The sequence below is a fragment of the Paenibacillus sp. 01T443 genome, assembly GCF_056398325.1.
This window is the reverse complement of sequence record NZ_JBFTPE010000010.1, coordinates 60,386-84,301: the sequence shown is the minus strand read 5'-3', so window position 1 is coordinate 84,301 and position 23,916 is coordinate 60,386. Positions and strand designations below refer to the sequence as shown.

The 23,916-nt window shown below is 48.8% G+C and carries 20 protein-coding genes; 18 read left to right on the top strand and 2 right to left on the bottom strand.

The features are described 5' to 3' along the window. Positions 1–33 precede the first annotated feature (33 nt). The 7 genes from cysK to AC1DLI_RS19870 all read left to right on the top strand — a co-directional run bounded on the left by cysK (position 34) and on the right by AC1DLI_RS19870 (position 9,404). Positions 34–978 (top strand): cysteine synthase A, encoded by a 945-nt coding sequence (gene cysK / locus AC1DLI_RS19900; RefSeq protein WP_477605659.1) that lies wholly within the window; start codon positions 34–36, stop codon positions 976–978. Positions 979–1,465: 487 nt separating this feature from the next. Beyond that, the gene (locus AC1DLI_RS19895) at positions 1,466–2,398 is read left to right on the top strand and encodes an AEC family transporter (RefSeq protein ID WP_477605657.1); all 933 of its coding nucleotides are present in this window, start codon (positions 1,466–1,468) and stop codon (positions 2,396–2,398) included. Between the two features lie 136 nt (positions 2,399–2,534). After that, positions 2,535–3,227, top strand: a complete 693-nt coding sequence (locus AC1DLI_RS19890) for an ABC transporter ATP-binding protein (RefSeq protein WP_477606108.1) — start codon at positions 2,535–2,537, stop codon at positions 3,225–3,227. Beyond that, positions 3,211–4,236: an efflux RND transporter periplasmic adaptor subunit gene (locus AC1DLI_RS19885; protein WP_477605655.1), complete on the top strand. Its 1,026-nt coding sequence runs from the start codon at positions 3,211–3,213 to the stop codon at positions 4,234–4,236. The genes AC1DLI_RS19890 and AC1DLI_RS19885 overlap by 17 nt, the downstream gene beginning before the upstream one ends. Positions 4,237–4,294: 58 nt before the next feature. Beyond that, complete coding sequence (locus AC1DLI_RS19880) at positions 4,295–7,174, top strand: ABC transporter permease (protein WP_477605653.1); 2,880 nt, start codon at positions 4,295–4,297, stop codon at positions 7,172–7,174. 3 nt (positions 7,175–7,177) lie between these two features. Next, a complete protein-coding gene (locus AC1DLI_RS19875) occupies positions 7,178–8,062 on the top strand; it encodes an ABC transporter ATP-binding protein (RefSeq protein WP_477605651.1) in 885 nt (294 codons plus the stop codon). 226 nt (positions 8,063–8,288) lie between these two features. Beyond that, positions 8,289–9,404 carry an NADH:flavin oxidoreductase gene (locus tag AC1DLI_RS19870; RefSeq protein ID WP_477605649.1) on the top strand — a complete coding sequence of 372 codons (1,116 nt, stop codon included), beginning with the start codon at positions 8,289–8,291 and terminating at the stop codon, positions 9,402–9,404. 201 nt (positions 9,405–9,605) lie between these two features. Here the strand turns inward: AC1DLI_RS19870 and AC1DLI_RS19865 are convergent, their stop codons facing one another. After that, the gene (locus tag AC1DLI_RS19865; protein ID WP_477605647.1) at positions 9,606–10,541 is read right to left on the bottom strand and encodes an ArsR/SmtB family transcription factor; all 936 of its coding nucleotides are present in this window, start codon (positions 10,539–10,541) and stop codon (positions 9,606–9,608) included. Between the two features lie 292 nt (positions 10,542–10,833). Between AC1DLI_RS19865 and AC1DLI_RS19860 the strand changes: the two genes are divergently transcribed. The 4 genes from AC1DLI_RS19860 to AC1DLI_RS19845 are packed head-to-tail and all read left to right on the top strand — an operon-like array spanning position 10,834 to position 15,872. Next, complete coding sequence (locus AC1DLI_RS19860) at positions 10,834–11,595, top strand: SDR family NAD(P)-dependent oxidoreductase (protein ID WP_477605645.1); 762 nt, start codon at positions 10,834–10,836, stop codon at positions 11,593–11,595. A 19-nt stretch (positions 11,596–11,614) separates the two neighbouring features. Beyond that, positions 11,615–13,486, top strand: a complete 1,872-nt coding sequence (locus AC1DLI_RS19855; protein ID WP_477605643.1) for a cache domain-containing sensor histidine kinase — start codon at positions 11,615–11,617, stop codon at positions 13,484–13,486. Further along, positions 13,483–14,772, top strand: coding sequence for an ABC transporter substrate-binding protein (locus tag AC1DLI_RS19850; protein ID WP_477605641.1), 1,290 nt, complete (start codon positions 13,483–13,485; stop codon positions 14,770–14,772). Before AC1DLI_RS19855 ends, AC1DLI_RS19850 begins: the two co-directional genes overlap by 4 nt. A gap of 14 nt (positions 14,773–14,786) precedes the next feature. Further along, the gene (locus AC1DLI_RS19845; RefSeq protein WP_477605639.1) at positions 14,787–15,872 is read left to right on the top strand and encodes a LacI family DNA-binding transcriptional regulator; all 1,086 of its coding nucleotides are present in this window, start codon (positions 14,787–14,789) and stop codon (positions 15,870–15,872) included. 109 nt (positions 15,873–15,981) lie between these two features. Here the strand turns inward: AC1DLI_RS19845 and AC1DLI_RS19840 are convergent, their stop codons facing one another. Beyond that, positions 15,982–16,623 carry an HAD-IA family hydrolase gene (locus AC1DLI_RS19840; RefSeq protein ID WP_477605637.1) on the bottom strand — a complete coding sequence of 214 codons (642 nt, stop codon included), beginning with the start codon at positions 16,621–16,623 and terminating at the stop codon, positions 15,982–15,984. 295 nt (positions 16,624–16,918) lie between these two features. Here AC1DLI_RS19840 and AC1DLI_RS19835 point away from each other — a divergent pair, with 295 nt between their 5' ends. The 7 genes from AC1DLI_RS19835 to bioC all read left to right on the top strand — a co-directional run bounded on the left by AC1DLI_RS19835 (position 16,919) and on the right by bioC (position 23,838). Then, positions 16,919–17,650, top strand: a complete 732-nt coding sequence (locus AC1DLI_RS19835) for a class I SAM-dependent DNA methyltransferase (protein WP_477605635.1) — start codon at positions 16,919–16,921, stop codon at positions 17,648–17,650. 231 nt (positions 17,651–17,881) lie between these two features. After that, positions 17,882–19,255 carry an adenosylmethionine--8-amino-7-oxononanoate transaminase gene (gene bioA, locus AC1DLI_RS19830; RefSeq protein WP_477605633.1) on the top strand — a complete coding sequence of 458 codons (1,374 nt, stop codon included), beginning with the start codon at positions 17,882–17,884 and terminating at the stop codon, positions 19,253–19,255. Continuing rightward, positions 19,252–20,001 (top strand): dethiobiotin synthase, encoded by a 750-nt coding sequence (bioD, locus tag AC1DLI_RS19825; RefSeq protein ID WP_477605631.1) that lies wholly within the window; start codon positions 19,252–19,254, stop codon positions 19,999–20,001. Before bioA ends, bioD begins: the two co-directional genes overlap by 4 nt. A gap of 5 nt (positions 20,002–20,006) precedes the next feature. Then, complete coding sequence (gene bioB / locus AC1DLI_RS19820; RefSeq protein ID WP_477605629.1) at positions 20,007–21,005, top strand: biotin synthase BioB; 999 nt, start codon at positions 20,007–20,009, stop codon at positions 21,003–21,005. 13 nt (positions 21,006–21,018) lie between these two features. Beyond that, positions 21,019–22,197 (top strand): 8-amino-7-oxononanoate synthase, encoded by a 1,179-nt coding sequence (gene bioF, locus AC1DLI_RS19815; protein WP_477605627.1) that lies wholly within the window; start codon positions 21,019–21,021, stop codon positions 22,195–22,197. Further along, positions 22,194–22,994: an alpha/beta hydrolase gene (locus tag AC1DLI_RS19810; protein WP_477605625.1), complete on the top strand. Its 801-nt coding sequence runs from the start codon at positions 22,194–22,196 to the stop codon at positions 22,992–22,994. The genes bioF and AC1DLI_RS19810 overlap by 4 nt, the downstream gene beginning before the upstream one ends. After that, positions 22,969–23,838: a malonyl-ACP O-methyltransferase BioC gene (gene bioC, locus AC1DLI_RS19805; protein WP_477605623.1), complete on the top strand. Its 870-nt coding sequence runs from the start codon at positions 22,969–22,971 to the stop codon at positions 23,836–23,838. The genes AC1DLI_RS19810 and bioC overlap by 26 nt, the downstream gene beginning before the upstream one ends. Positions 23,839–23,916: the final 78 nt, after the last annotated feature.

Genomic DNA, 23,916 nt, shown 5'->3' with positions numbered 1-23,916 from the left:
GCAGGGCCATTACTATAGCAGGAGGTAGATGTCATGAGTCTCGTCGTAAGCAATATTACCGATTTAATAGGGAGTACGCCGCTCGTTCGATTAAACAAAGTGGTGCCGGAAGGCAGCGCGGAAATTTATTTGAAGCTGGAGTTTTTTAATCCCGGCAGCAGCGTTAAGGACCGAATCGCGATTAGCATTATTGAAGAAGCTGAACGTGAAGGAAAGCTGAAGCCAGGGGATACGATTATTGAAGCAACAAGCGGCAATACGGGCATTGGCATCGCTTTGGTCGCAGCGGCCAGAGGCTATAAAGCGATTCTGGTTATGCCTGAGACGATGAGCTTGGAGCGCCGCAATCTGCTGCGGGCTTACGGGGCTGAGCTGGTGCTTACCCCGGGATCAGAAGGGATGAAGGGAGCGATTCGAACGGCGCAGGAGCTTCAAGCGAAGCATCCTGAATATTTTCCGGCGCTGCAATTCGATAACCCGGCCAACGTGAAAATTCATCGTGAAACGACCGGTCCCGAAATCGTAAGGGCGATCGAGTCGCTTGACGGCAAGCTGGACGGCTTTGTAGCGGGGGTAGGTACCGGCGGCACGATCACGGGCGCGGGCGAAATATTGCGCGAGCGGTTCCCATCCATTCAGATTGCGGCTGTTGAACCGGCCTCCTCCCCCGTTTTATCGGGAGGATCGCCAGGGCTGCACAAGATCCAAGGTATTGGAGCGGGCTTCGTTCCATCGATTTTGGATACAAAGGTGTATGATGAAATCATACAGGTAACCAATGAGGATGCCTTCGAAACGGCGAGAAGAGTAGCGAAAGAGGAAGGCATCTTAGGCGGCATCTCTTCAGGGGCGGCCGTGTTCGCAGCCATTCAATTGGCGCAGAAGCTGGGCACGGGCAAACGGGTTGTCGCGGTCATTCCGAGCAACGGCGAGCGTTATTTATCGACGGTGCTGTATCAGCAGGAGCAGCAGCTCTAAGCGTATTCAAAGACGAGAATCACGGACAGCTAACGGCTTCATACGCCGGAAGGCTGTTCGTTTTTTTTGTTTAAATCTGCAGCCATCAGTCGCTAATCGTTAGTAGTTAGTCGTTAGTTGTTAGATTTGATAGATGGAATTTCTCCCTTTAAAATGATAGATTTCTGCTTTTAAAGGAATTTAGATGGAAAAGTTCCATCTAATTCTGTGCAATTAGGAGAATCTGATGCGAAACCGATGGATTAACATGAAAAATTCCAGTTATTTCAAAATATCGGTTGAATAAAGCTAACTTAGCCTGAGAAATTCCAGTTAATTAATAGAGTGGGGAAATCAGGAATCTGATACGGGGCAACAGCATCAGAAAGTCCGCGCCTACTAGAAAGCTTGCCTAATCGATCCGTATCCTATTAAAATGAGTGAAGCGAACATAGGGCCGCACTGGCCGCTTTCTCAAACTCTAGAATAGAAAGAAGCAGATGCAGCAATGAGTATTTTCCTTCATATCCTCATGACCAACGTACTTCCGATGGCCTTTATGATCGGTCTCGGCATCATTATTCAAAGAGCGTTCAAGCTGGATATCAAAACCTTATCCAAGCTGAACTTTTATTTGTTTTCGCCGGCAATCATGTTCGATTTGCTTTATAAAACCGATATTTCCGCGCAGGTTATCGGAAAAATCTTGTTTTTCTTCCTGATTTTCATGCTTGCACAATATTTCATCGTTGAGGCTGTCATTCGAATTAGAGGCTATCAGCCCAGCATGAAAAGCGCGATGCGCAACAGCGTTCTGTTCTATAACAGCGCGAATTACGGCATACCGCTTAATCAGCTGGCTTTTGCGGGAAATGAAAAGACGCTCGCCATCCAGGTATTAATTATGATGGTGCAATCACTGGTGCCGAACACGTATGGCATTTATAATGTCAACGCGCATAAAGCCGACATGCGCGCCATTTGGCGGACCATATTGTCCATGCCGATCATTTACGTCATTCCGCTGGCTTTCTTATTGCGGGGCTTCGAGGTGGCGATCCCGCAGCCGCTGGCTACGCCGATCGAATATTTATCTTCTGCCTTTATTGGCACGGCGCTAATTACATTAGGCGTTCAGCTTGGCAATATGGAATGGAAAATCAATCGATCCCTTCTCATCGACGTCAGCTTATCGGGTATGCTGCGACTCGTTGCGGGCCCATTGCTTGCATGGTTAATTGTGTGGCTAATGGGTCTCGATAAGCTGACCGCTGCTGCGCTTATCGTTTCCTCTGCCGTGCCGACATCGCTAAGCAGCGTTTTGCTGGCGGTAGAGTTTGATAATGAAGCGGAATTTGCTTCGCAATCGGTATTTGTTTCCACGATTTTGAGCATTATTACGGTCACGGCGGTCATATTCTTTTTAAAGTTGGATGTATAATGCCGGTAAAGTCTATTAGTCTAGCTGCGCTAGTCTGATAGGCTTATTTTTTTGCTTGTACATCAAGATGGGTGAGGTTAAAATGGAAAAAGATATAAATGTAAACGTTTTATTGGAAACGGAGGATTACCTTAAAATGCTGCCAACGACGCATGATATCATTCATGCAAGCGCTTTAAAAAGAACGTTCGGACGTGGAATGGGAGCAGTCACCGTATTAAAAGGGGTGGATTTATCCATACCCGCCGGCAAGCTGATCGCGTTTAAAGGAAGATCAGGCTCCGGGAAAACGACGCTTATTAATTTACTAAGCGCCTTGGACCGTCCCACAGAAGGTCAAATCACGTTTGCAGGCCGCGATTTGACAGCGATGTCGAATCAAGAGAGGGATAAGGTTAGACGCAATGAAATGGGACTTATTTTTCAATCCTTCGCTCTCATTCCTCTTATGTCTGCCTATGAAAACGTGGAATTCATATTAAGAGTTTCCGGTATGGCGGCGAACGGCCGGAAGGAAGCAGCCGTTGAAGCCTTGGAGCAGGTCGGCTTGACGGGACGCATGCATCATCGTCCTTTCGAGCTCTCGGGCGGGGAGCAGCAGAGAACGGCAATCGCAAGGGCTATTGCCCATAAGCCGAAGCTTTTGCTGGCCGATGAGCCTACTGCCGAGCTGGACAGCCGCACGGGCCTGCAAATTATGAAGGTATTTCGCGATTTGGTAGAGACGGCAGGCATGACGATTATCATGACGACGCATGATCCTGCCATTATGGAAATTGTTGACCATGTTTATGAATTGGAGGATGGACAAATTGTCGCAAAAGCTTAAGCCGCTGCTAGGCTGGTCATTCGCGCTGCTTCTTAGCGCTTCACTTACGGGGTGTTCCTTGCTTCCTGCTGAGGAGGAGGCATTAAAGCCGCCTCTCGTTAAACCTGCGCAAGAAAATTATCGCACGGTCACGGTTGAGAAAGGGACGATTACGCAAGAAATTAAAGGAAGCGGCAGCCTTGAATCGACGAAGTCCGAGATTGCCCAGTTTACGGGCCAAGGCGGCCGCATCGCGAAGATGATGGTGACCGCCGGCGCGCAGGTGAAGAAGGGCGATGTCCTTGTTCAGCTTAACGTTGACGGATTAGATATTCAATTAAAGGAGCAGCAGCTCGCGGTTGCAAGGGCGAAGCTGTCGTTTAAGCAAGCCAAAGCAGGCGCAGACAGCGATGCGATCAATATCGCTAAGCTGCAAATGGAGATCGAGGAGTTAAAACTGGAGAGGCTAATGGCCACCTTCAATAGCAAGCAGCTTGTTGCCGGTATGGACGGACAAGTTACGTTTGTTGAGGAACTGGAGGAGGGCGATTTTGTCGAGGCGTATCAGACGCTTGTCATTATTTCCGATCCTTCGAAGCTCCGTGTCGCGCTCAGGGTTGAGGCAGGTGCAGAAATTAGCAGCGTAGATGTGGGTTTCCCTGCTTTCGTTACCTTTGGCACACAAGAGCTTCAGGGAAAAGTGGTACAAACGCCGTCATCGGCTCCAACGACCTTGAACGAGCAGCTGCAGGATCGTTATTCCAAGACGCTGTTCATCGAAGTGCCGAAAGTGCCGAGCGATGCGAAGATCGGGGCGTTTACCGATGTGAAAATTATTTTGCAGCAGCGCGATGATGTTTTGAAGATCCCTCGCAGCGGTGTGCGCAGCTTCCTTGGCAGAACATTCGTCAGAACGCTGGAGGACGGCAATAAAATTCGCGAAATCGACGTGGAAACGGGAATTAAAGGGTCAACCGAAATGGAAATTACGAAGGGTCTCGAGGAAGGCGCGGTCGTCGTGCTGCAGTAATAGAACGAGCTTTTGCCGATTGCTTATCTACAGCCGTTGACGCTTGGGAGGTTTTGAAGTGGCTTTGTTTGTCATGATTATACGAAAAATGGTGCAAAATAAGTGGTTGGTTGCTAGTTTGTTTATCGGCCTGGTGATGTCAGTCGCACTCGTCAGCAGCATGCCGATTTACTCAGAGGCTATTTTGTCGCGGATGCTGGTCAAGGACTTAGAGACGATGCAGACCCAGAAAGGCGTTTATCCCGGAAACCAATACAATAAATTGTTTTACACGAAAGAAACACCAGAGAAAATGAATAAGATCTATACGCAAGTGGACCGCTACATTCAGGAGCAGGCTGAGGCCAGCTTTCAAATTCCGGTGCAGCAGCTTGTCGTGGATATGCAATCGAAATCAATGAAGATCAGGCCGCAAAATGATCCTGATCCGAGTTCGAAGAAGTCGGTTAAGACCATGACGCTGCGCTCATTCTCTGATCTAGAGGAGCATATCAAGCTGACTGACGGAAGAATGCCGGCAGAGCAGCAGCCAGTCGATGGCGTTTATGAAGTGCTTGTGACGGAACGGGGCCTCATACAATTCAAAACGGTTCTGGATTCAGAATTTTTTGTCGATGACGATAAAATTGCCGGGGAAATAAAGTTTAAGCCGGTAGGTGTTTTTCAGAAGAAGCTGGATGATGATCCGTATTTCAGAGATACGGACCTGAGCGAGCTGAGCGGAAGTTTTGTTATCAGCGACAAGATTGCGCAGCAGCATCTCATGCAGGAAGCCCGTTTTCCGGTAGCTTCGGTAGGCTGGTTCTTCGTGCTGGATTATTCCAAGCTTGAGCTAAGATTCGTAGATGACTTCATTCAGACGACCAACAAAATCCGCAACGTGATGCTAAACAACGTAACGCTTTATCAGACCGTTTCGGAAACGCCAGCGCTCGACACTATCTCCAAATATTTGGAGCGGGCGGAGCAGCTGAGAACGTTAATGTGGTCGCTGAATGTTCCCGTATTAATTATGCTTGGCTTCTATATGTTTATGGTATCGAATCTTATCGCCGACCGGCAAAAGAACGAAATTGCCGTCCTGCGCAGCAGAGGAGCGGCGCGCTGGCAGGTCATCACCTCCTATGCAGTGGAAGGAATTATTTTATGCGGCGTCGCATTTGGCATAGGCCCATTGCTCGGCGTAGCATTGACCGAATTGCTCGGCGCATCGAATGGATTCCTCGAATTTGTGCAGCGTGTCCGTCTGCCTGTCAGACTGACGGAGGAGGCTTACCGCTATGGAGCAATCGCATCCGCTGCCTGCTTTGTCATTATGCTTATCCCGATTATTATGGCGACCCGCGTCTCCATTGTCGGACATAAGCAGCAATTAGCCAGACTTTTGAAATCTCCGCTATGGCATAAAATGTTTCTTGATGTCATTGCGCTGGCCCTGGCTATTTATGGATTATACACATTCAAAAAAAGGCTGGCCGATCTGCAAAGCTTAGGATTGAATGCCGATGATTTGAACATTGATCCGCTGCAGTTTGTCGTTCCCGCGTTGTTTATTATGGGAGCGGGCTTACTCTTGCTCCGCTTGTATCCATGGGTGCTTAGGCTCGTGTACTGGATCGGTAAGAAGTGGTGGCCGCCATCCGTATACGCGACCTTGATCCAAGTCGGACGCTCCAGCACGCAATATCAATTCCTGATGATCTTTCTCATCATGACGATTGCGACAGGCGTATTCAGCGCTTCTGCGGCACGGACGATCAACAATAATACAGAGGACCGAATCAGGTATGGCAACGGCGCAGAGATCGTTTTGACGTCGCAATGGACTAATGACGCCCCGCCTCCTCCAGCTCCAGGGGCGCCGCAGCCGGAAACACCGGTCACGCAAGCGCCTGTACATTATTTGGAGCCCGCGTTTGAGCCTTTTAAGACGATTAAGGGCGTGGAGCATGCGGCAAAAGTGTTCAAAAAGGAAGCTGCCTTCAGCGTGAATGACAGCTCGGGGGCTGCAACGCTTATCGGCATTGATACCGATGAGTTTGGAGCAACGACTTGGTTTCGCGACAGCTTGCTTGATTATCCGATCAATGACTATTTGAATTTGCTCGCAGGCGACTCGCAAGCCGTGCTCATCTCAAAGACGCTTGCCGAGCAAAACAAGGTGAAGCCTGGCGATACGATCTGGGTGGGCTGGAGCGATGTGCCGCAGCAGCCGTTTAAGGTGTACGGCATTATCGATTATTTCCCTACGTTTAATCCAAACCCAGCCGTAGGCAGCGTGGATGCGAGCGATGAGTCGCCAGCTGGTAACGCGCCTATGCTGATCGTAGGACATTTGCCGCGCATACAGGTACAGCTTGCCCTCGAGCCATACGATGTCTGGATCAAGCTGAAGCCCGAGGTAAGCACGGCTGACTTTTATGAAGGACTCAAGGAATCAAAGCTTCCGATCACGAACATCGTGAATACGAGAGAAGCACTCGTGAATGCCAAAAATGATCCGTTTCTGATGGCGTTGAACGGAATTTTGACCTTAGGCTTCGTACTGTCCATTCTCGTGAGCTTTATCGGGTTTTTATTGTACTGGGTATTGTCGCTGCGGGGCAGAACGCTGCAAAACGGTATACTGCGGGCGATTGGCTTATCGCTTAAACAGCTTATCGGAATGCTTGCGGTTGAACAGCTGCTAACCTCGGGCGTTGCCGTTCTCATTGGAATCGCAGTCGGAAACGTGGCGAGCCGATTGTACGTGCCTAATTTTCAAATTGCCTTTAATCCGAGCAGCCTTGTACCGCCGTTCAAGGTCATGTTCGACGCTTCGGATTTAATGCGCATCTATTTGCTTGTCGGCTTCATGCTGGTCATTGGGCTTGGCATACTGGCGTACATGCTGTCGCGCCTGCGTATCCATCAAGCGATAAAGCTAGGGGAGGATTGACGGATGATACATTGCGAAGGGCTTGTCAAAATATACAAAACAGCCGACCTAGAGGTATTCGCCCTGCAAGGCCTCGATCTTCATATTGAAAACGGCGAGCTGATGGCCATTATCGGCAATAGCGGCAGCGGCAAATCGACGCTTCTAAATATGCTGGGCGGATTGGATCGCCCAACGGCCGGCAAGCTGACTGTTGACGGAAGAGATATGCTGAAGTTTAAAGAGCGCGATTTCGTGCGTTATAAGCGGGAAAGCGTCGGATTCGTCTGGCAAAATAATGCAAGAAATCTAATCCCTTATTTGACGGCGCTTGAGAACGTGGAGCTGCCGATCCTCCTTACGGGGAGCCGCAAGCGTTGGCGGGCCAAAGAGCTGCTTGATGCGGTGGGTCTTAGCCACCGGGCTTCGAACAAGCTGTATGAATTATCGGGGGGAGAGCAGCAGCGGGTCGCGATCGCTATTGCGCTGGCGAATCATCCCAAGCTGCTGCTTGCTGACGAGCCGACCGGATCGGTGGATTCGCGTATGGCCAATCAAATTCTCGACTTGTTCCGCGAGCTGAATCGAACGATTGGCATTACCGTTGTCATCGTTACGCATGATCCTGAGCTGGCGAAGAAGGTGGATCGCGTAGCCGCTATCCGCGATGGCAAAATTTCTTCAGAGATGCTGCGTAAACGCTCGTATCTTGAAGAGCTGGCGGAGCTGGAGGAAGCAGATGAGGAAGAGGGCACCCATGTGGAGTATGCCGTGCTTGATAAAGCAGGCCGCTTACAGGTTCCGGCCAACTATCTCGAATCCATCGGCGTGAAAAACTCCAACAAGCTGCGCGTAGAGCTGGGAGAAGGCAGAATCGTGCTGCTGCCTCCGGAGGRGAAAGCTGAGTAAGAAAACAGAGGGAGATCAGCATAAGGCAAGGAAAATGCTGTTCTTCCATTAAAGGCTGTGCGAGGCGGAAATCGACCTTTGCTCAGTCTTTTTTTTATGTTTATAAGCTGCTAGATGATAAAAATTAATTTTAATTATAGGACTGGGAATACAAGGGAATAAATGCTATTATAAAGAAGGGTAAACTGTAACTAAATTATATACCGAATATAGAGGAGGAGTCCATATGTCTAATGCCAAAAGCGAAACGTCGGTTGAAGCGTTGTTTAAGCCTTTCTCATCCAAAAATCTAGAGGTTGCCAATCGAATTGTTATGGCGCCGATGACCAGGGGGTATTCACCGAACGGAGTGCCCAGTGAGGATGTCGCTGCTTATTACCGTCGGAGGGCGGAAAACGGAGTCGGCCTGATCATTACGGAAGGAACGCTTATAAATCATCCCGCCGCAGGAGCGAGCCCGAATTGGCCTAGCTTTCACGGAGAGACTGCTTTAAGTCATTGGTCAAACGTAGTGAACGCTGTGCATGAGGCTGGAGGAAAGATTATTCCGCAGCTATGGCATGTAGGATTGACGCGTAAAATTGGAGATCTTCCTAATCCGGAGGCATTGCCGATCGGACCATCGGGACTAAATCTTTCCGGAGAAAAAGTAACGGAGCCGTTAACGGAAAATGAGATCGCCGACGTGATTGCAGCATTTGCGCAGGCCGCGGCCGATGCCGCTAGAATCGGCTTTGACGGCATTGAGCTGCATGGCGCGCACGGTTATTTAATCGATCAGTTCTTCTGGGATAGAACAAATAAGCGTACAGATCGTTACGGCGGTGATTTGGCAGCCCGTACACGTTTTGCAGTTGAGGTTGTGGAGGCGTGCCGCCGTGCTGTCGGAGCCGATTTTCCGATTGTGCTGCGTTTTTCCCAGTGGAAGGGCGGACATTATACGGCAAAATTAGCCGAGTCGTCCCAGCAGCTTTCGCAATTTTTGACACCGCTCGTTGATGCGGGAGTCGATGTATTTCATAGCTCTACGCGCCGTTACTGGGAGCCTGAGTTTGAGGGTTCCGAATTGAATTTGGCAGGGTGGACAAAGAAGCTGACTGGAAAACCGACGATAACCGTCGGCTCAGTCGGTCTCGACAATGAGTTTGGAAGCAGCACAGGAAATACGGCAAAGCCATCTTCTTTAGCCGGATTACTGGAAAGGCTGGAAAACGAGGAGTTTGATCTCGTGGCAGTCGGCAGAGCTCTGCTGGCCGATCCGGAGTGGGCGGCAAAAATACGCGACGGTCGTACGGATGAGCTGCAGGACTTCGATACGAATGCGTTAAGATCTTTAAGCTAATATTGCGGACGGAAATCCAACGGTTTTCTCTATTACGCTGAAAAAAAGAGCTGTGCGCCTCGAGGCGCACAGCTCTTCTTTTAAAATATAAGAAAGTATAAATTTTAACCTTATACAATGCTTATATTTCATCGCGAAACGAGCTTCTGCCGCTAAAGACGGCGTCAGCCGTTTACACTTGACGCTCTATTATAAGCTTCTTTAGGCAAGCGTCGTCCGATCCTCTTGAGCCACCTTCGTATAATAGAGCTTAAAGATGAGATCCTGATTATAGTTGCCAAAGCCAGACCCGAATAAGGTGAAACCTCCGATGTGCTCGGCATCCTCAAGAATGGCAATACGGAAGGTCCAGTGGCTGTTGCTGATGTCAATCTCGTCGAGACTAACATCGGATAGTTTGAGACCGTCCATATAAGTCCCGTCTTTCTTAATAATAAGCCGCTTCAATAATCCGAATTGGTTGACATCGTCAAACCACCATGGGGGATTAAGCTTGCCCTTTCCGCCGTAATCGGCAGGACTCGTCCACATGCCGACTTTGACGCCATTAAAGAAGAACGTAAGATCCGAAGGCCAATTCATATTGGTAAGCGGTGCTTCCGACGAGATTTCCATTGAAATTTCGAGCTCTTCCGGATTTTCGCTGCTGAGAAGGAAGTTCGGAATTTTATATTCAATGTAGCCTTGTGAGAACCATAAAATTTTGGCGTTGACGCGGTCCGGATCAAGAAAGTAACGCGGATCGTCGAAGATGCCGATAACTTTCTCGGTCGTGCAAATGCCGCAGGTAGGAACAATGCTTAGATCGGTATAGTGGCCAATGGATACTTCCGTTCTTCTGGATTCGCGATGAACGACATCCTTGCGCGGAAAAGCGATTTCAAGTCCGTCCATGCTAAGGGAGCACACCTTCTGTGCGGCGCCGCCTTTGCCTGGCGTCATTTCGGAACGGATAATGCCCGCCTTTTCCAGCTTCTTGACATGCATAGTCATAATCGCGCTGCTTAGCCCTAACGCTTCGGCAAGCTCACGAATGTTCATTGATTTTTTGGATAGCAGATGAATAATTTGGATACGAACATTACTTGAAATCGCCTCAAATATGGGCAGGCTTTGCTCTGATAGCTCGATTTTCAATGGATAACCTCCGAATGAGCGATATTATTAATACATATGTGAATGATTAGTTGGTGTGTATAGACTGTAATATACATGAAAACAGTCTAAATCACAAGGAATATTGCTAGAAACACCCGGATTTCATAGCGTAAAAAGATAACCATATTATAAATTAATTCGTTATGTCGTTTACTTGTAGGCAAATCCGCCTTTTTTTTGAATACGCTTTATAAAACATTGATTTTTTGGTAGCATAATTTATGATAAATGATATAACAAATCTCTTTTCATAAGAAGGGTGAACAATTACATGCAAATTAATCTATCGAATAAAACAGCATTAATTACAGGAGCGACCGGCGATTTGGGTCGGGTAATGGCACGTACGCTTGCTAGCTGCGGCGCTAACATCGTGCTTCATTATAATAATAACGAAGCTAAGGCGAGAGAGCTTTTGCAGGAAATTACCGATCTCGGAAGACAAGCGATGATCGTGCAGGCAGATGTAACGAACGAGCAGCATATTAATGAAATGAAAGCAAAGGTAACCGCGGAGCTTGGACATGTAGATATCGTTGTCGCGAACGCGGTTATCCAATATCAATGGACAAGCATACTGGAGCAGCCTATTGCCGATTATGTGAGCCAGTTCGAATCATGTGTGCTGCAAAGCGTCTATTTGGCCAAAGCATTCGTGCCTGCGATGATTGAACGGAAAGCAGGCAGAGTGATCGGCATAAATACGGAATGCGCGATGCAAAATTTTGTGAACCAATCGGCTTACACAGCCGGGAAACGCGGGATGGACGGCGTTTATCGCGTACTAGCCAAGGAGGCAGGGGAGCATCAGATTACGGTTAACCAGGTGGCGCCAGGGTGGACCATCAGCGATCGCGACCGTGCAAGCGGCATTGATGAAAACAATCCCTATGCGCAAAGCGTGCCGCTGAAGCGCAGAGGCACCGATCAAGAAATTGCCAATACGGTAGCATTTCTGGCTTCCGATTTGGCAAGCTTTATTACAGGCGCCTATATTCCTGTAAACGGCGGAAACGTCATGCCTGCCATCTAGAGAATGAGGGAGTAAGAGGATGAGTGTGAAAAAACGATTGTGGCGCATATGGGCGGCTTTTGGCGGAATGAGGATGGAGAGGAAGCTGTTTATCGTCTTCCTGCTTCTAATTACGCTGCCGCTGGCGTTTATCGGCTACATTTCCTATAGCAATTATTCACGCTCGATCGAGGAAAAGACGATAGTCTATTCAACCAAAATGCTTGAAAATATGATGGTTCGAGTGGATGATTACATCGAGGACATGGTTCGTATTTCTTCGATTCCGGCTTATCAAGACGACATAAAGCAAAATTTAATCCGCTCGAATGCTTATTATGATCAGCGGCAGCAAACGGCTGGAAATAACAGCAGCCAGCTGCCGGATGATTTTGACCAGCTGCTTCTCATTCAGCGGGGGATAGAAGGAAATATCTCGTTCATCAATACGATAAAACGCGGTGCAAACTCCGTTTATATTTTTGATACGTACGGGAACGGCTACTATTCAACGGCAGGCGGCGGAATTCGGCTTAATGTAAAGGAGAGCTATGACTACTGGCGCGAGCGCGTAAAAACCTCAGGCGGCGAAGCATTGCTGTTCAGCACCCAGAAGTATACAAGCAATTTGCAGAGCGTCAGATATGCGTTTACCGTCGTCCGCAAGGTCATTGACAAGTCGCTTAAGCCGATTGGCTTAATTGCCGTTGATGCGAATATTAGCGTCATTGAAGACCAAATGAGCGAGCTCGATAAGGTAACGAACGGGAAATCGGTTATTATCGATGAGCTTGGGAATGTCGTATACGACAGCGACAAATCTCGCATGGCAACGAATATTGCGGATGATAGCGCGGTTGGACTGGCAAAGGGCGCCAAAGGCAGCTTTTATTTTGAACGCGACGGTGTAAACCAACTATATATTTATACGACATCGCCCAACACGAATTGGAAGGTTATGACCGCAATTCCTGACAGCGAGCTCACTAAGGATACGATTGTAATACGCAGAGTGATTTGGATTGCAACGATTGTTACAATAATCGTCGCGCTCTTCATTTCATTTGTCTTTTCGTTCGCGCTAACGAATCCGCTGCGCAAGATGATGCGCTTGATGAGAAATGTGCAGGAAGGCGATTTTAACGTACAGTTCCAGGTTAAATACCGTGACGAGGTTGGACAGCTGGGTACGCAGTTCAATCGGATGATTGTTCGGATCGATCATCTCATTCAAGATATTTATGTAATCGAGAAGAAGAAGAAGGAAGCAGAGCTGCATGCGCTGCAGAGCCAAATCAATCCGCATTTTATGTATAACACGCTGGAGTCGATTCGAATGGCAGCCGAGCTGAACGACGATCAGATCGCCGCCGATATGATTGCTATACTTGGAAAGCTGCTGCGTTACAGCATCAGCGACCTGCATGAGGAAGTTACCTTGGATAACGAGCTGCTGCATATGCGGAATTATGTGGAAATGCTCAATTATCGGTATCCGAATCGTTTTCGCTTGGTTACCCGCGTGCCGGAAAACTTGTTAAGCTATCCCATTATTAAACTTGTGCTGCAGCCGATTGTCGAAAATGCGATTTATCATGGCATGGATGACAACAAGCCGTGTATGCGGATCGAAATCAGCAGCGAGCAGACCTCCCAAATCATTTGGCTCCGGATCAAGGATGATGGGCTCGGCATGGACGAGGAGACTCTAGAGCGCCTAAATCGTTCTTTGGCTGGGGCAGAGGAAGCGGTTGTGAAACGGAAATCAGGCGGTATTGGCTTGAAAAATGTAAACGAACGCATCAAGCTCCACTATGGAAATACCTACGGACTGAAGGTAACGAGTGAATGGGGCATAGGCACCGAGGTGATTTTACAGCTTCCAATTGAATTAGGGAGAGAAGCAGAATGAACAAATACAGGTCCATTATAATGCTTGTGGTTCTGTTATGCGGCCTGTGTATCGCAGGCTGCGAGAATAATTCACCCGGAAACGGAGCGGGATCCAAACCTGAGAAACAGACCGAGCAGGAAAACCGGAACGTGACGCTTAGAGTGCTGACCAATCGCGTTGATCTTGTGGAGAACGGCGTATTCAAAAAATATGCGGATCGATTCTCCGAGCTTCATCCCGGCGTAACCGTGACCTTCGAAGGCGTGCCGAACTATGCGAGCGATATTATGGTCCGGTTGTCCACTCGTAATCTGGGTGATGTGCTGCTGCTGCCAAACAATATTAAAAATGAGAATTTGCCCGATTATTTCGAACCGCTAAATGACAGCCTGTTTGAAAATATCCGCTTCGCTGATTTTAAAGCTTATGCCGGAGCCCGTTACGGCATTGCTACGGGTGCTTCGACGACGGGGATCGTCTATAACAAGGATGCCTTTAGAAAGGCCGGAATCACGGAGATTCCCGTAACGCTGGATGCGTTTTATGCTGCTTGCGAGCAGTTGAAGAATGCGGGTATCCTGCCTGTATATTTGAACTATGGAGCCCAATGGCCGCTTATGACATGGGGCGAGGATTTGGTCAGCTATATGACCGGCGATGCCGATTATTTAAACAATATGGTAAACGAAGATGCGCCTTGGCAGATTGATAACCCTTGGGGTCAAGCGATTACAATCGTAAAAACGTTAATCAATCGCGGTTATGTAGAGAAGCAGATGATGTCTAATCAGTGGGAAACCTCCAAAACAGAGATTGCGGACGGCAGAGCGGCTATGTATTTAATGGGCAACTGGGTCATTAATCAAGTTATCGCTGCTGGAGCAAAATCGGAAGATATCGGTTTTTTTCCGTTTCCGTATGACAATAGCGATAAGCGTTATGCGCCATTAAGCCCGGATTGGTTTGTCGGCGTGAGCAAATTTAGCGACAATAAGCAGCTGGCTGAGGCGTGGGTGAAGTTTTTCATAAATGAGTCCGGCTATGTCGATGACTCCGGATTTTTGCCTGTCAACGAGGAGAAGCAGCCTTCCTTGCCGCAGTTCCAGCAGTTTTTATCCTATAATATCGAGCTGCTGGAGCGCCGGGTTCCGAATGATTTATTGCTCGAGATTGCTAATTCGGCGCAAATTTCTTTTTGGTCAGGCGATTTTATCCAGGAATGGATTGCCGCTCCTGATTTGCAGAAGGCATTCGATAAATATAACGAGCTATGGAAAGCAGCACGAACCATTACCGAAAGTTAAGGTGGAGTTTTGTAATGTCAAAGAAGGTCACGATGCAGCAAATTGCCGATTATTTGGGAGTATCCAAGTTTGTCGTTTCCAAGGCGCTCTCCGGTAAAGGCGGAGTCAGCGAGGCTACGCAGGAGCGGGTTATTCAAGCAGCATCACAGTTAGGCTATTTTTCCCAAAAGAACGCTTATGTTAAGACGATGAAGCTGGAGCAGCTGCCCAAAATCCCTGCTGCGGGTAAACAGTCGGTGCTCGTGCTGATGCCGAACATTCGCTTTCAAACGAAGGAGTCGCTCTATTGGGGACGCATTCTAGACGGCATAGCTTCCAGATTGGAAGAGGGCGGCTACGGCATGGTTATTGTCTCGGAGCAGAGCGTCGATCATTTCCTGCATTTCTTAAACCCTAACGGTATATTGGGGCTGGTCGGCGTGGGTGAAATCTCGACACCGCTGCTGCTGGAGGTACATCGTATCGGCCTGCCAATGGTTCTCGTCGATCATGAGGACATGCTTATTCCTAGCGATACGGTATTCACAAACAATTATGAATCAATGTACCGCCTTACAAAGCATTTAATGGGCAAGGGGCATACGCAGCTATGCTTTATCGGTGATGTGAACTATTCACGAAGCTTTAAGGACCGCTTCTTGGGCTTCCGCAGCGCGCTGGAGGAGCAGACAGAGGAAGTGTCCCGTTTTGCCATCAGCAGTGAATGTTATTTGCCGGTTGAGGGATTCGAGCATGAACAATTTCTAGAGCCGATTAAACAGTGGGCCATGAAACGGATAAAGGCGAAGGCCCTGCCTACTGCTTTGCTTTGTGCCAACGATATGATTGGAATTGGCGCGGTAAAAGCACTGCAGGAGCTCGGCGTATCGGTGCCCGAGGAGGTATCGGTCACAGGTTACGACAATATTGATGACTCTTTCCGGATGACACCCGCTTTGACAACCGTGCATGTACCTAAGGAAGCGCTTGGGAAACGTGCGGTTGATCGGCTTATCAGCCGAATCGAGAGCAAGCAGGAACCGATGGAGAAACTTCTGGTTGCGGGAGAACTGCTTTATCGGGAGTCTACGGGGCAGGTAAATCCAAGTTTTGTGAGGTAGCAGATGGAGAGAAAAGAAGACTGTCTAGAAAGGCTGATTGCCTTTTTTGGATGGTCTTTTCGTTTTATAGGTGGCGGAATGCCAGTGCTGCGCGGTGAAGACAGGCGCTTTATAAACTTATCGTCTGAAAAAGACCAGCAAATGCTTCAGGGGTATCACATAAAAAGTCCGGTTTTGCTGCAGCCAGCAAGGGGGCGGAATCAAATCCCCACGTCACTGCAGCGATCTTCACCCCAATCTTCTTGCAAGCTAGTACATCACGTTGTTCATCGCCTACGTAAAGCATATGGCTGCGGTGAATCTGTAATTTTCGAGCCATGCTTGTAATTGCCTTATGCTTACCGAAAAGATTCGTGGCTGAATGAATGAAATCAAAGGAGGGAAACTCATTAAAGTCAAGAAACTGCTGGATATTTTCCGATGTGTTGGACGAAAGAATCCCAAACGAATAGCCATTTTCTTTAAGTGACAAAAGAACATCTCTTATACCCTCAACTGGCTGCAAGTGAACAGCTGCCTTCTTATATTCGCGTTTCCCTTCGAAAACCAACGCTGGGAGCTTCCGTAGAGGAACATTTAGAGCTCGTAAACGATCTGGAATAGATAAGCCCGAAAGATATGCAATATCATGGTTGTTAATTTTTCGGCCACCATAGCTTTCTGAAAGCTCATTAAAAAGTTGGATAGCCAACTTTTTCGACTGAACAAGCGTTCCGTCAAAGTCAAAAATAAGATAGGGTTTCAACATCATACACCTAATTCCCATGTTTTTTCATATTAACTTTACTAGACTCAATAAACATCTACAAGGCTGCTGATATGATCGGCAACCTTTGTTCCTCCTAACGGCGTTAATAAGATCTATTAAGAAAAGGAATGAAAGAGGAGTACATAACCCGTTTCGAGGAAGGCCTGCAGGTTATTACGTTGAATCAGAGAATATTCAAGAAGTGAAAGATAAGACCAAAAGTGGGCTAAAGAAATACATCTTCGTGCATACCCCGAATATCTTAGGCTATATACAAAGTAGGTCAGGAGGTATTCGTTTGGAATACAAAGGGTCATCCGCTTATGACAACACTGATTTTTTTGTTAACTACTTATCGAGAAGAAACCGCGCAGACAGTCCAAACAACATCATTGAAAAGCCTGTACTGCTTGAGCTTATTGGCGATGTCGTCGGTAAACAGGTGCTTGATTTGGGTTGTGGGGATGCTGGCTTCGGATACGAGCTGCTCAAGCTGGGATGCGGCTTCTATGAGGGTGTGGAAGGCTCGGTTAATATGGTAAATGAGGCGAGGAACAAAGTAGATTCAGCCAATAGCAAGATTCATCATGCTGCAATGGAGAGCTGGAATTACCCCGCTCAGCAATACGATTTGGTGATTTCACGGCTGGCATTACATTATTTGCAAGACCTCAAACCAACGTTTGATCAAATCCGCCGTGCATTAAATTCCAAGGGCAAATTTATTTTTAGCGTACAACACCCCGTCTTAACTTCATCGATGAAAAGTGCTGCAGCATCTGGAAAGAAGTCGGACTGGATAGTCGACGATTATTTTGAAATGGGTAAGCGTACTGAACCTTGGATTGGTGAAAGTGTAATCAAATACCACAGAACCTTCGAGGAATATTTTCAGTCGTTGAAGCGCGCAGGGTTTCAAGTTGAGGATGTTAGGGAATGCACGCCGAATTACCAGATGTTTAACAGTGAGGAAGAGTATCAGAGAAGGATGAGAATCCCGCTTTTTCTTGTTTTCAGCTGCACAAAATAAATCCAAAGCAGGATCGGTAAATACAGATTCTGTGATCATCCTTTAAATATTTCCAAAGAACCCTTCTGCAACTATTGCAGAAGGGTTCTTTGATGTATTGGAGAAGTGCGGAGCAAATTCAATCTTTCATTTTGAATTCTCTTTACAGGGGCGTTCTTGATTGATAGAATAATCTCACCTAATTGTTAACCTTAAAAATAAAATTTAGGTTAACAATTAAATGATAGATGGATGGTGATCATTGTGGCAACGGATTACGAACGGCTTGCATCGCTAAACAAGAACCACTTATGGCATCCTTTTACTCAAATGAAAGACTACAACAACTCTGATCCGCTTGTTATTGAACGTGGTGAAGGCATTATGCTGTATGACGTCCATGGAAGGGCGTATTATGACGGGTTCTCATCCGTTTGGCTCAACGTGCATGGACATAACGTCCCGGAGCTGAATCAAGCGATTACGGAGCAGCTCGGGAGAGTCGCTCATTCCACCCTTCTCGGGATGGCCAATGTACCGGCAATTGAGCTTGCAGAGAAGCTGGCGGAGATCACACCAAAAGGTTTGAACAAAGTGTTTTATTCCGATTCCGGAGCAACGGGCGTCGAGATAGCGATCAAAATGGCGTTTCAATACTGGCATAACAAAGGGGTAAGGAGCAAGAAGACATTTATTACCATGAATCAAGCGTATCACGGAGATACGATCGGTGCGGTAAGTGTCGGTGCGATTCCCCTATACCATGACGTGTTCCGCCCTATGCTGTTTCCCTCGCATGTGATTCCTTATCCCTACGCCTATCGCCATGAGGGAGGTGAGGCTCAGGCATTGGAGGCTACGCTAACCGCGCTGCGTCAATTGCTAGAGACCCGGGCAGATGAGATTGCGGCTCTTATTGTAGAGCCGATTGTACAAGGAGCAGGAGGCATCGTTGTCATGCCGCCTTACTGTTTACGAGAGATGGCTGCGCTTTGCCGTAAGCATGATGTGCTGCTTATCGCCGATGAGGTAGCGACCGGATTCGGCCGAACGGGCGAAATGTTCGCTTGTGATCTCGAAGACGTATCGCCTGATTTGATGGTGATCGGAAAAGGGCTTACCGGCGGCTATTTGCCTGTGGCAGCGACGCTTGCGACCGATGAGGTATATAACGCGTTTTATGCAGATTACCAAGAGCAGAAAACATTTTTTCACGGTCATAGCTTTACAGGGAATCCGCTCGGTTGCGCCGTTGCTTTGGCCAGTCTGAAGCTGTTTGAAGAGCGGAGCATCATAGAAGGAGTGAGAGCAAAGGCGGCATTCGTCGAGCATAAGCTCGCAGACCTGAAGGATCGCCCGCATGTCGGCGAAATCCGGCAAAAGGGACTGATGATCGGAATTGAGCTCGTCCGCGATAAAGCATCACGCGAGCCGTACGATTGGGCAGAGCGGGTCGGCGTTCGGGCAAGTTTGCGGGCCAGAGAGCTCGGAATGTTAACAAGACCGCTTGGCAATGTGATGGTCTTCATTCCACCGCTGGTCAGTACCGAGGCCGAACTCGATGCCATGACGGATATTTTGGCGGAATCGATTGTTAGCGTTACCGAAGGCGGTTCAGTTAAATGAGCCGTATAAACGCTGAAACAACAATACGCGGAATATTTGTGACAGGTACGGATACCGGCGTGGGAAAAACGGTTGTGTCGTCAGCCATAGCCGCAGTGCTTCGAGTTGAAGGGATGAATACCGGTGTCTGGAAGCCGGTCCAGTCGGGAGCATCGATTGGCAGCGGAGTGACCGATGCTGAACGGCTGCTGCAAAGCACGGGAATCGATGACCGGCCGGAGGCGGTGGCTCCATTTTCATTTGAAGCTCCGCTTACGCCGCTGCTCGCAGCCAAGCATGCTGGTGTGACTCTCACGCTAAAGGAGCTGATCACCGCCGGCATCCCGCTCGCCAGCCGTTATGAGACGCTAATTATTGAGGGAGCGGGCGGTGTCGCTGTTCCGCTAACCGATGACGCCTTGGTGGCGGACTTGATCTCGGAGCTTCAGCTCCCTGCGCTCATCGTAGCCCGTTCCGGCCTCGGTACGATTAACCATACGCTGCTGACGGCGTCATTCCTGCAGCATCGCGGAGTACCGATTATAGGCGTCATCCTGAACGATGGCGAAATAACGGAGCCGCATGACGATCCGAGCGTGGCCACGAATGCGGAACTAATCGAGCGTTACAGCGGCCTGAGGGTGCTCGGCCGAATTCCACGCCTGCACCGGGAAGAGTCTTCAAATACGTGGATACATAGTGTGAGAGAATCAGTGCATTTTGCGCCTATTAGACAGGCATTAGAAGTCCAAACTATGGGAGGATAATAAAGATGAAAACAATTGCAGCGGATATGGAATGGCAGTCGCTTGCCCAAAAAGCATTGAATGGAGAATGTATCACGATAGAGGAAGGGCTCGCTGTGCTCGACTCCGATAACGATGAGGTATTGCCGCTGATGTATGCTGCGTTTAGGGTGAGAAAACATTTTTACGGAAAAAAAGTGAAGCTGAACATGATCATCAATGCGAAGAGCGGGCTTTGTCCCGAGGACTGCGGATACTGCTCACAATCTATTGTTTCAACGGCAGCGGTAAACAAGTATACCCTGCTTAATAAAGAAACGCTGCTGGATGGCGCCCGTGAAGCGATGGCACGCCAAGCCGGAACCTACTGTATCGTAGCGGCAGGTAAAGGCCCGACAGACAAGGAACTGGAACAAGTGGTGGACGCGGTTAGAGAAATACGTGAGACGATGCCGCTAAAAATTTGCGCATGCCTGGGCATTCTGAAAGACGGGCAAGCAGAACGTCTTGCTGAAGCTGGCGTACATCGCTACAACCACAACCTGAACACCAGCAAAGCCAACTACCCATCCATCACGACGACCCACACCTATGACCAGCGTGTCGAAACCGTAGAACAAGTAAAGGCATACGGGATGTCCCCGTGCTCCGGAGTCATTATCGGCATGGGCGAGACAAACCAAGAAATCGTTGAAATGGCTTATGCGCTTCGCGAGCTGGATGCAGATTCGATTCCGATCAATTTTCTGAACGCGATTCCGGGAACTCCTCTGGAAAATGCAGGGCGTACGCCGTCGATGAAAGCATTGAAGGTACTGGCTTTGTTCCGTTTTATCTGCCCTTCCAAAGAAATCCGCGTGGCGGGCGGTCGCGAGGTCAATCTTCGTACACTGCAGCCATTGTCTCTGTACGCTGCAAATTCACTGTTTGTAGGTGACTATTTGACAACGGCAGGGCAAGACGTTTCGGCCGATCATCAAATCATAGAGGATTTGGGCTTTGAGATTGAATTAAACGCCCTTTAAGGTGGTGCCGACCATGAACTGGATGGAAAAAGAACTTGAATTATTGGCTGACGCCTCATTGGAGCGTTCCTTGCGTGAGTGCAGTCCGGTCCCCGAATCTCCCGGTTATATGATGCGCGGAGATCGGAAGCTGCTCAACTTGTCCTCCAATGATTACCTTGGTCTCTCGCAGCATCCTGCAATAATTGAAGCGATGCGCGAAGCTCTTCTCGCCGAAGGCGCCGGATCAGGTGCTTCCCGCCTTGTGACAGGCAATCGGGTGTCATGCAGCCGTCTTGAAGAAGCTCTGGCCGAATGGCAAAACCGCGAGGCGGCGCTAGTTTTTGCAAATGGCTATATGGCTAATTCCGGTGTTATTGGCTCATTAGTAAGCAGAGGTGACGTTGTGTTCAGCGATCAATTGAATCATGCAAGCATTGCGGACGGCGTTATACTCAGCCGTGCGGAGCATGCCCGGTACCGTCATAATGATATGGAGCATTTGCGCGCGTTATTAGATAAGCACCGGGATAGACGGAGAAAGCTGATCGTAACCGATGCGGTTTTCTCCATGGACGGCGACCAGGCGCCATTGCGCGAGCTCGCTGCGCTCAAACGTGAGTACGGAGCGATGCTGATGGTAGATGAGGCGCACAGCGGTGGGATTTACGGGAAACGAGGCGAGGGTTTATGCCATGAGCTTGGACTGCAGGAAGAAGTGGATATTCATATGGGAACTTTCAGCAAATCATTCGGTGTCTACGGCGCTTATATTTGCGGAAACCGCATGCTCATTCGATGGCTGGTCAACAAGGCTAGGCCTCTCATCTATTCGACTGCTCTTCCTCCCTCTATCACAGCAGGTGTATCCGAGGCATTAGCTTTGGTACAAGATGAACTTTGGCGCCGCGAAAGGCTTTTCGTGGCCAGTAGGTCCTTTCGGTCCTTGCTTGGCTCTTCTGGTTTTAAAATCATCGCAGGAGACTCTCCGATTGTGCCTGTGATCGTCGGTGATAACGATGCGGCTCTGCGCTTCAGCGGCGCTCTCGAATCTGCTGGCATTGCTGCAGCGGCCATTCGGCCGCCTACCGTCCCTGCGGGTACGGCGCGAATCCGCTTCTCGTTATCAGCCATCCATACGGATAAGGAACTAACCGATGCAGCATCGCAAATTCGCATCATCGGACAGCAATTAGGAGTGTTGAGACCATGATGGCAGCAGCTGCCCAATTAAAGAATCAGCAGCAGGAGGCAGTCGGCACGATCTTGTGGCTGATAGGCTGGAGCATGCCGGAAACGGTTTTCGATCGGCTTCGAGAGCAACTGCCTGATTTTCATCATATTTTCGCTGATTACAAGGAGGCCGATTCTCCAGAGAAAATGCTGATGCTTACTGAATCGGCGGTGGAAAATTTCCGATCTTCGCGTGCATTCAACTGCAATACAAGGGGGTGTGGTCCACTTTTGATCGGAGGCTGGTCGCTCGGCGGATTACTGGCACTGAAATTAGCGGCCAAAGGCTGCGTAGATGGCCTTGTGTTGTTTGCGACGAACGCTCGTTTTACCCGTTCAAAGGAAGAGACGGACCTCGGCTGGCCGGATGTATTTGTTAGACAGATGATTAAAGGGCTAATGAACGACCGGCAGGGCGTTGAAATGAAATTTCGCAGGAATATGTTTACCGAGGCCGAATGGGAGTCCGGTTTGGGTAATAGCCTTCCTGGTAACGGCAGTTGGACAGCCTCGGCATTAATTGCCGGACTCCAGCTTCTGCGAAGCGAGGAATGTTTGTCTCAATTACCGGAAATTAAATGCCCGGTTCTTCTTGTCCACGGCACGGCGGATCAGATCTGCCCTTTCGGAGCTGCGTCAGAGCTTGCTGAGAGAGTACCTCAAGCGGAGCTGCTTGCTATACCCGGCGGAGGGCATGTTCCGTTCTTGGGGAGAGAAACAGACATGGCTGAGAAACTGAGGAGATGGTGGGATGAGCAGCAGAACAGCGGCTATTAAGCGTCAATTTAACCGCAGCTCGGCGGGTTCGTATGACGTTCACGCCCATGTGCAGCGCAGCATGGCAAACCGGCTCGCCAAATCTCTTAAGGATAGGGAGCATGAGAGTGATAGAGACTGGTCTAATATTCTTGAAATCGGCTGCGGCACGGGCGCTCTGACTGAAATGCTGGTGAAGGATTGGTCCAATGCGTCGATTACTGCTCTCGACATTGCGCCCGATATGATCAAAGCAGCAGAACAACGACTTCTATGGAATACAGCAAACCAATCCGGCAGCAGCAAAGAAAAGACGACACGTGTAAGCTTTCTTCAAGCAGACGTTGAAACATGGGCTCCTAATGCTCCGTCAGCCTCGTTTGATCTCATCGTCTCGAGTGCTTGTTTTCAATGGCTGAGCAATCCGAAGCAAACACTGGACCATCTTCGCCGAATGCTTCGTGCCGGGGGCTTGCTGTTGTTCACCACCTTCGGGCCCGGTACGTTCCATGAGCTGCATAAGTCTTTTCATGAAGTTTACCGAGCCAATGGAATAGAGCCGCAGCGGCACGGACTGTCGTTCCAATCGGCAGACCAGTGGAAAAGCCTGCTCAAGGAATCAGGTTTTTCAAGCATCCAATATGAGCATTCCATCCAGACGGAAACGTATGCTTCTGTAAGAGATTTTCTGATTTCGGTAAAAGCGATGGGTGCAAGCACTTCGGAAGCCGTTGCCATGCGCGGCCTCAGCTCGCGACGCCTGTTCGCTGACATGTATAAGGTGTACGAGGAGCAGTTCAGCTTGAATGGAGGCATTGCTGCCAGTTACGAGCTTCTATTCCTACACGCTTGGGCAGACAAATAGATGAGATAGGAGCTGTCCGATCGAACCTTATGTAAAAAAAAGAAACTTTTCTCTGCGATGCAGCGTCTGAAAACTCAA

Coding starts and splice junctions, on each gene's coding strand:
- cysK (WP_477605659.1), top strand. CDS start 34: ATGAGTCTCGTCGTAAGCAATATTACCGATTTAATAGGGAGTACGCCG.
- AC1DLI_RS19895 (WP_477605657.1), top strand. CDS start 1,466: ATGAGTATTTTCCTTCATATCCTCATGACCAACGTACTTCCGATGGCC.
- AC1DLI_RS19890 (WP_477606108.1), top strand. CDS start 2,535: ATGCTGCCAACGACGCATGATATCATTCATGCAAGCGCTTTAAAAAGA.
- AC1DLI_RS19870 (WP_477605649.1), top strand. CDS start 8,289: ATGTCTAATGCCAAAAGCGAAACGTCGGTTGAAGCGTTGTTTAAGCCT.
- AC1DLI_RS19860 (WP_477605645.1), top strand. CDS start 10,834: ATGCAAATTAATCTATCGAATAAAACAGCATTAATTACAGGAGCGACC.
- AC1DLI_RS19855 (WP_477605643.1), top strand. CDS start 11,615: ATGAGTGTGAAAAAACGATTGTGGCGCATATGGGCGGCTTTTGGCGGA.
- AC1DLI_RS19850 (WP_477605641.1), top strand. CDS start 13,483: ATGAACAAATACAGGTCCATTATAATGCTTGTGGTTCTGTTATGCGGC.
- AC1DLI_RS19845 (WP_477605639.1), top strand. CDS start 14,787: ATGTCAAAGAAGGTCACGATGCAGCAAATTGCCGATTATTTGGGAGTA.
- AC1DLI_RS19840 (WP_477605637.1), bottom strand. CDS start 16,623: ATGATGTTGAAACCCTATCTTATTTTTGACTTTGACGGAACGCTTGTT.
- bioA (WP_477605633.1), top strand. CDS start 17,882: ATGGTGATCATTGTGGCAACGGATTACGAACGGCTTGCATCGCTAAAC.
- bioD (WP_477605631.1), top strand. CDS start 19,252: ATGAGCCGTATAAACGCTGAAACAACAATACGCGGAATATTTGTGACA.
- bioB (WP_477605629.1), top strand. CDS start 20,007: ATGAAAACAATTGCAGCGGATATGGAATGGCAGTCGCTTGCCCAAAAA.
- bioF (WP_477605627.1), top strand. CDS start 21,019: ATGAACTGGATGGAAAAAGAACTTGAATTATTGGCTGACGCCTCATTG.
- AC1DLI_RS19810 (WP_477605625.1), top strand. CDS start 22,194: ATGATGGCAGCAGCTGCCCAATTAAAGAATCAGCAGCAGGAGGCAGTC.
- bioC (WP_477605623.1), top strand. CDS start 22,969: ATGAGCAGCAGAACAGCGGCTATTAAGCGTCAATTTAACCGCAGCTCG.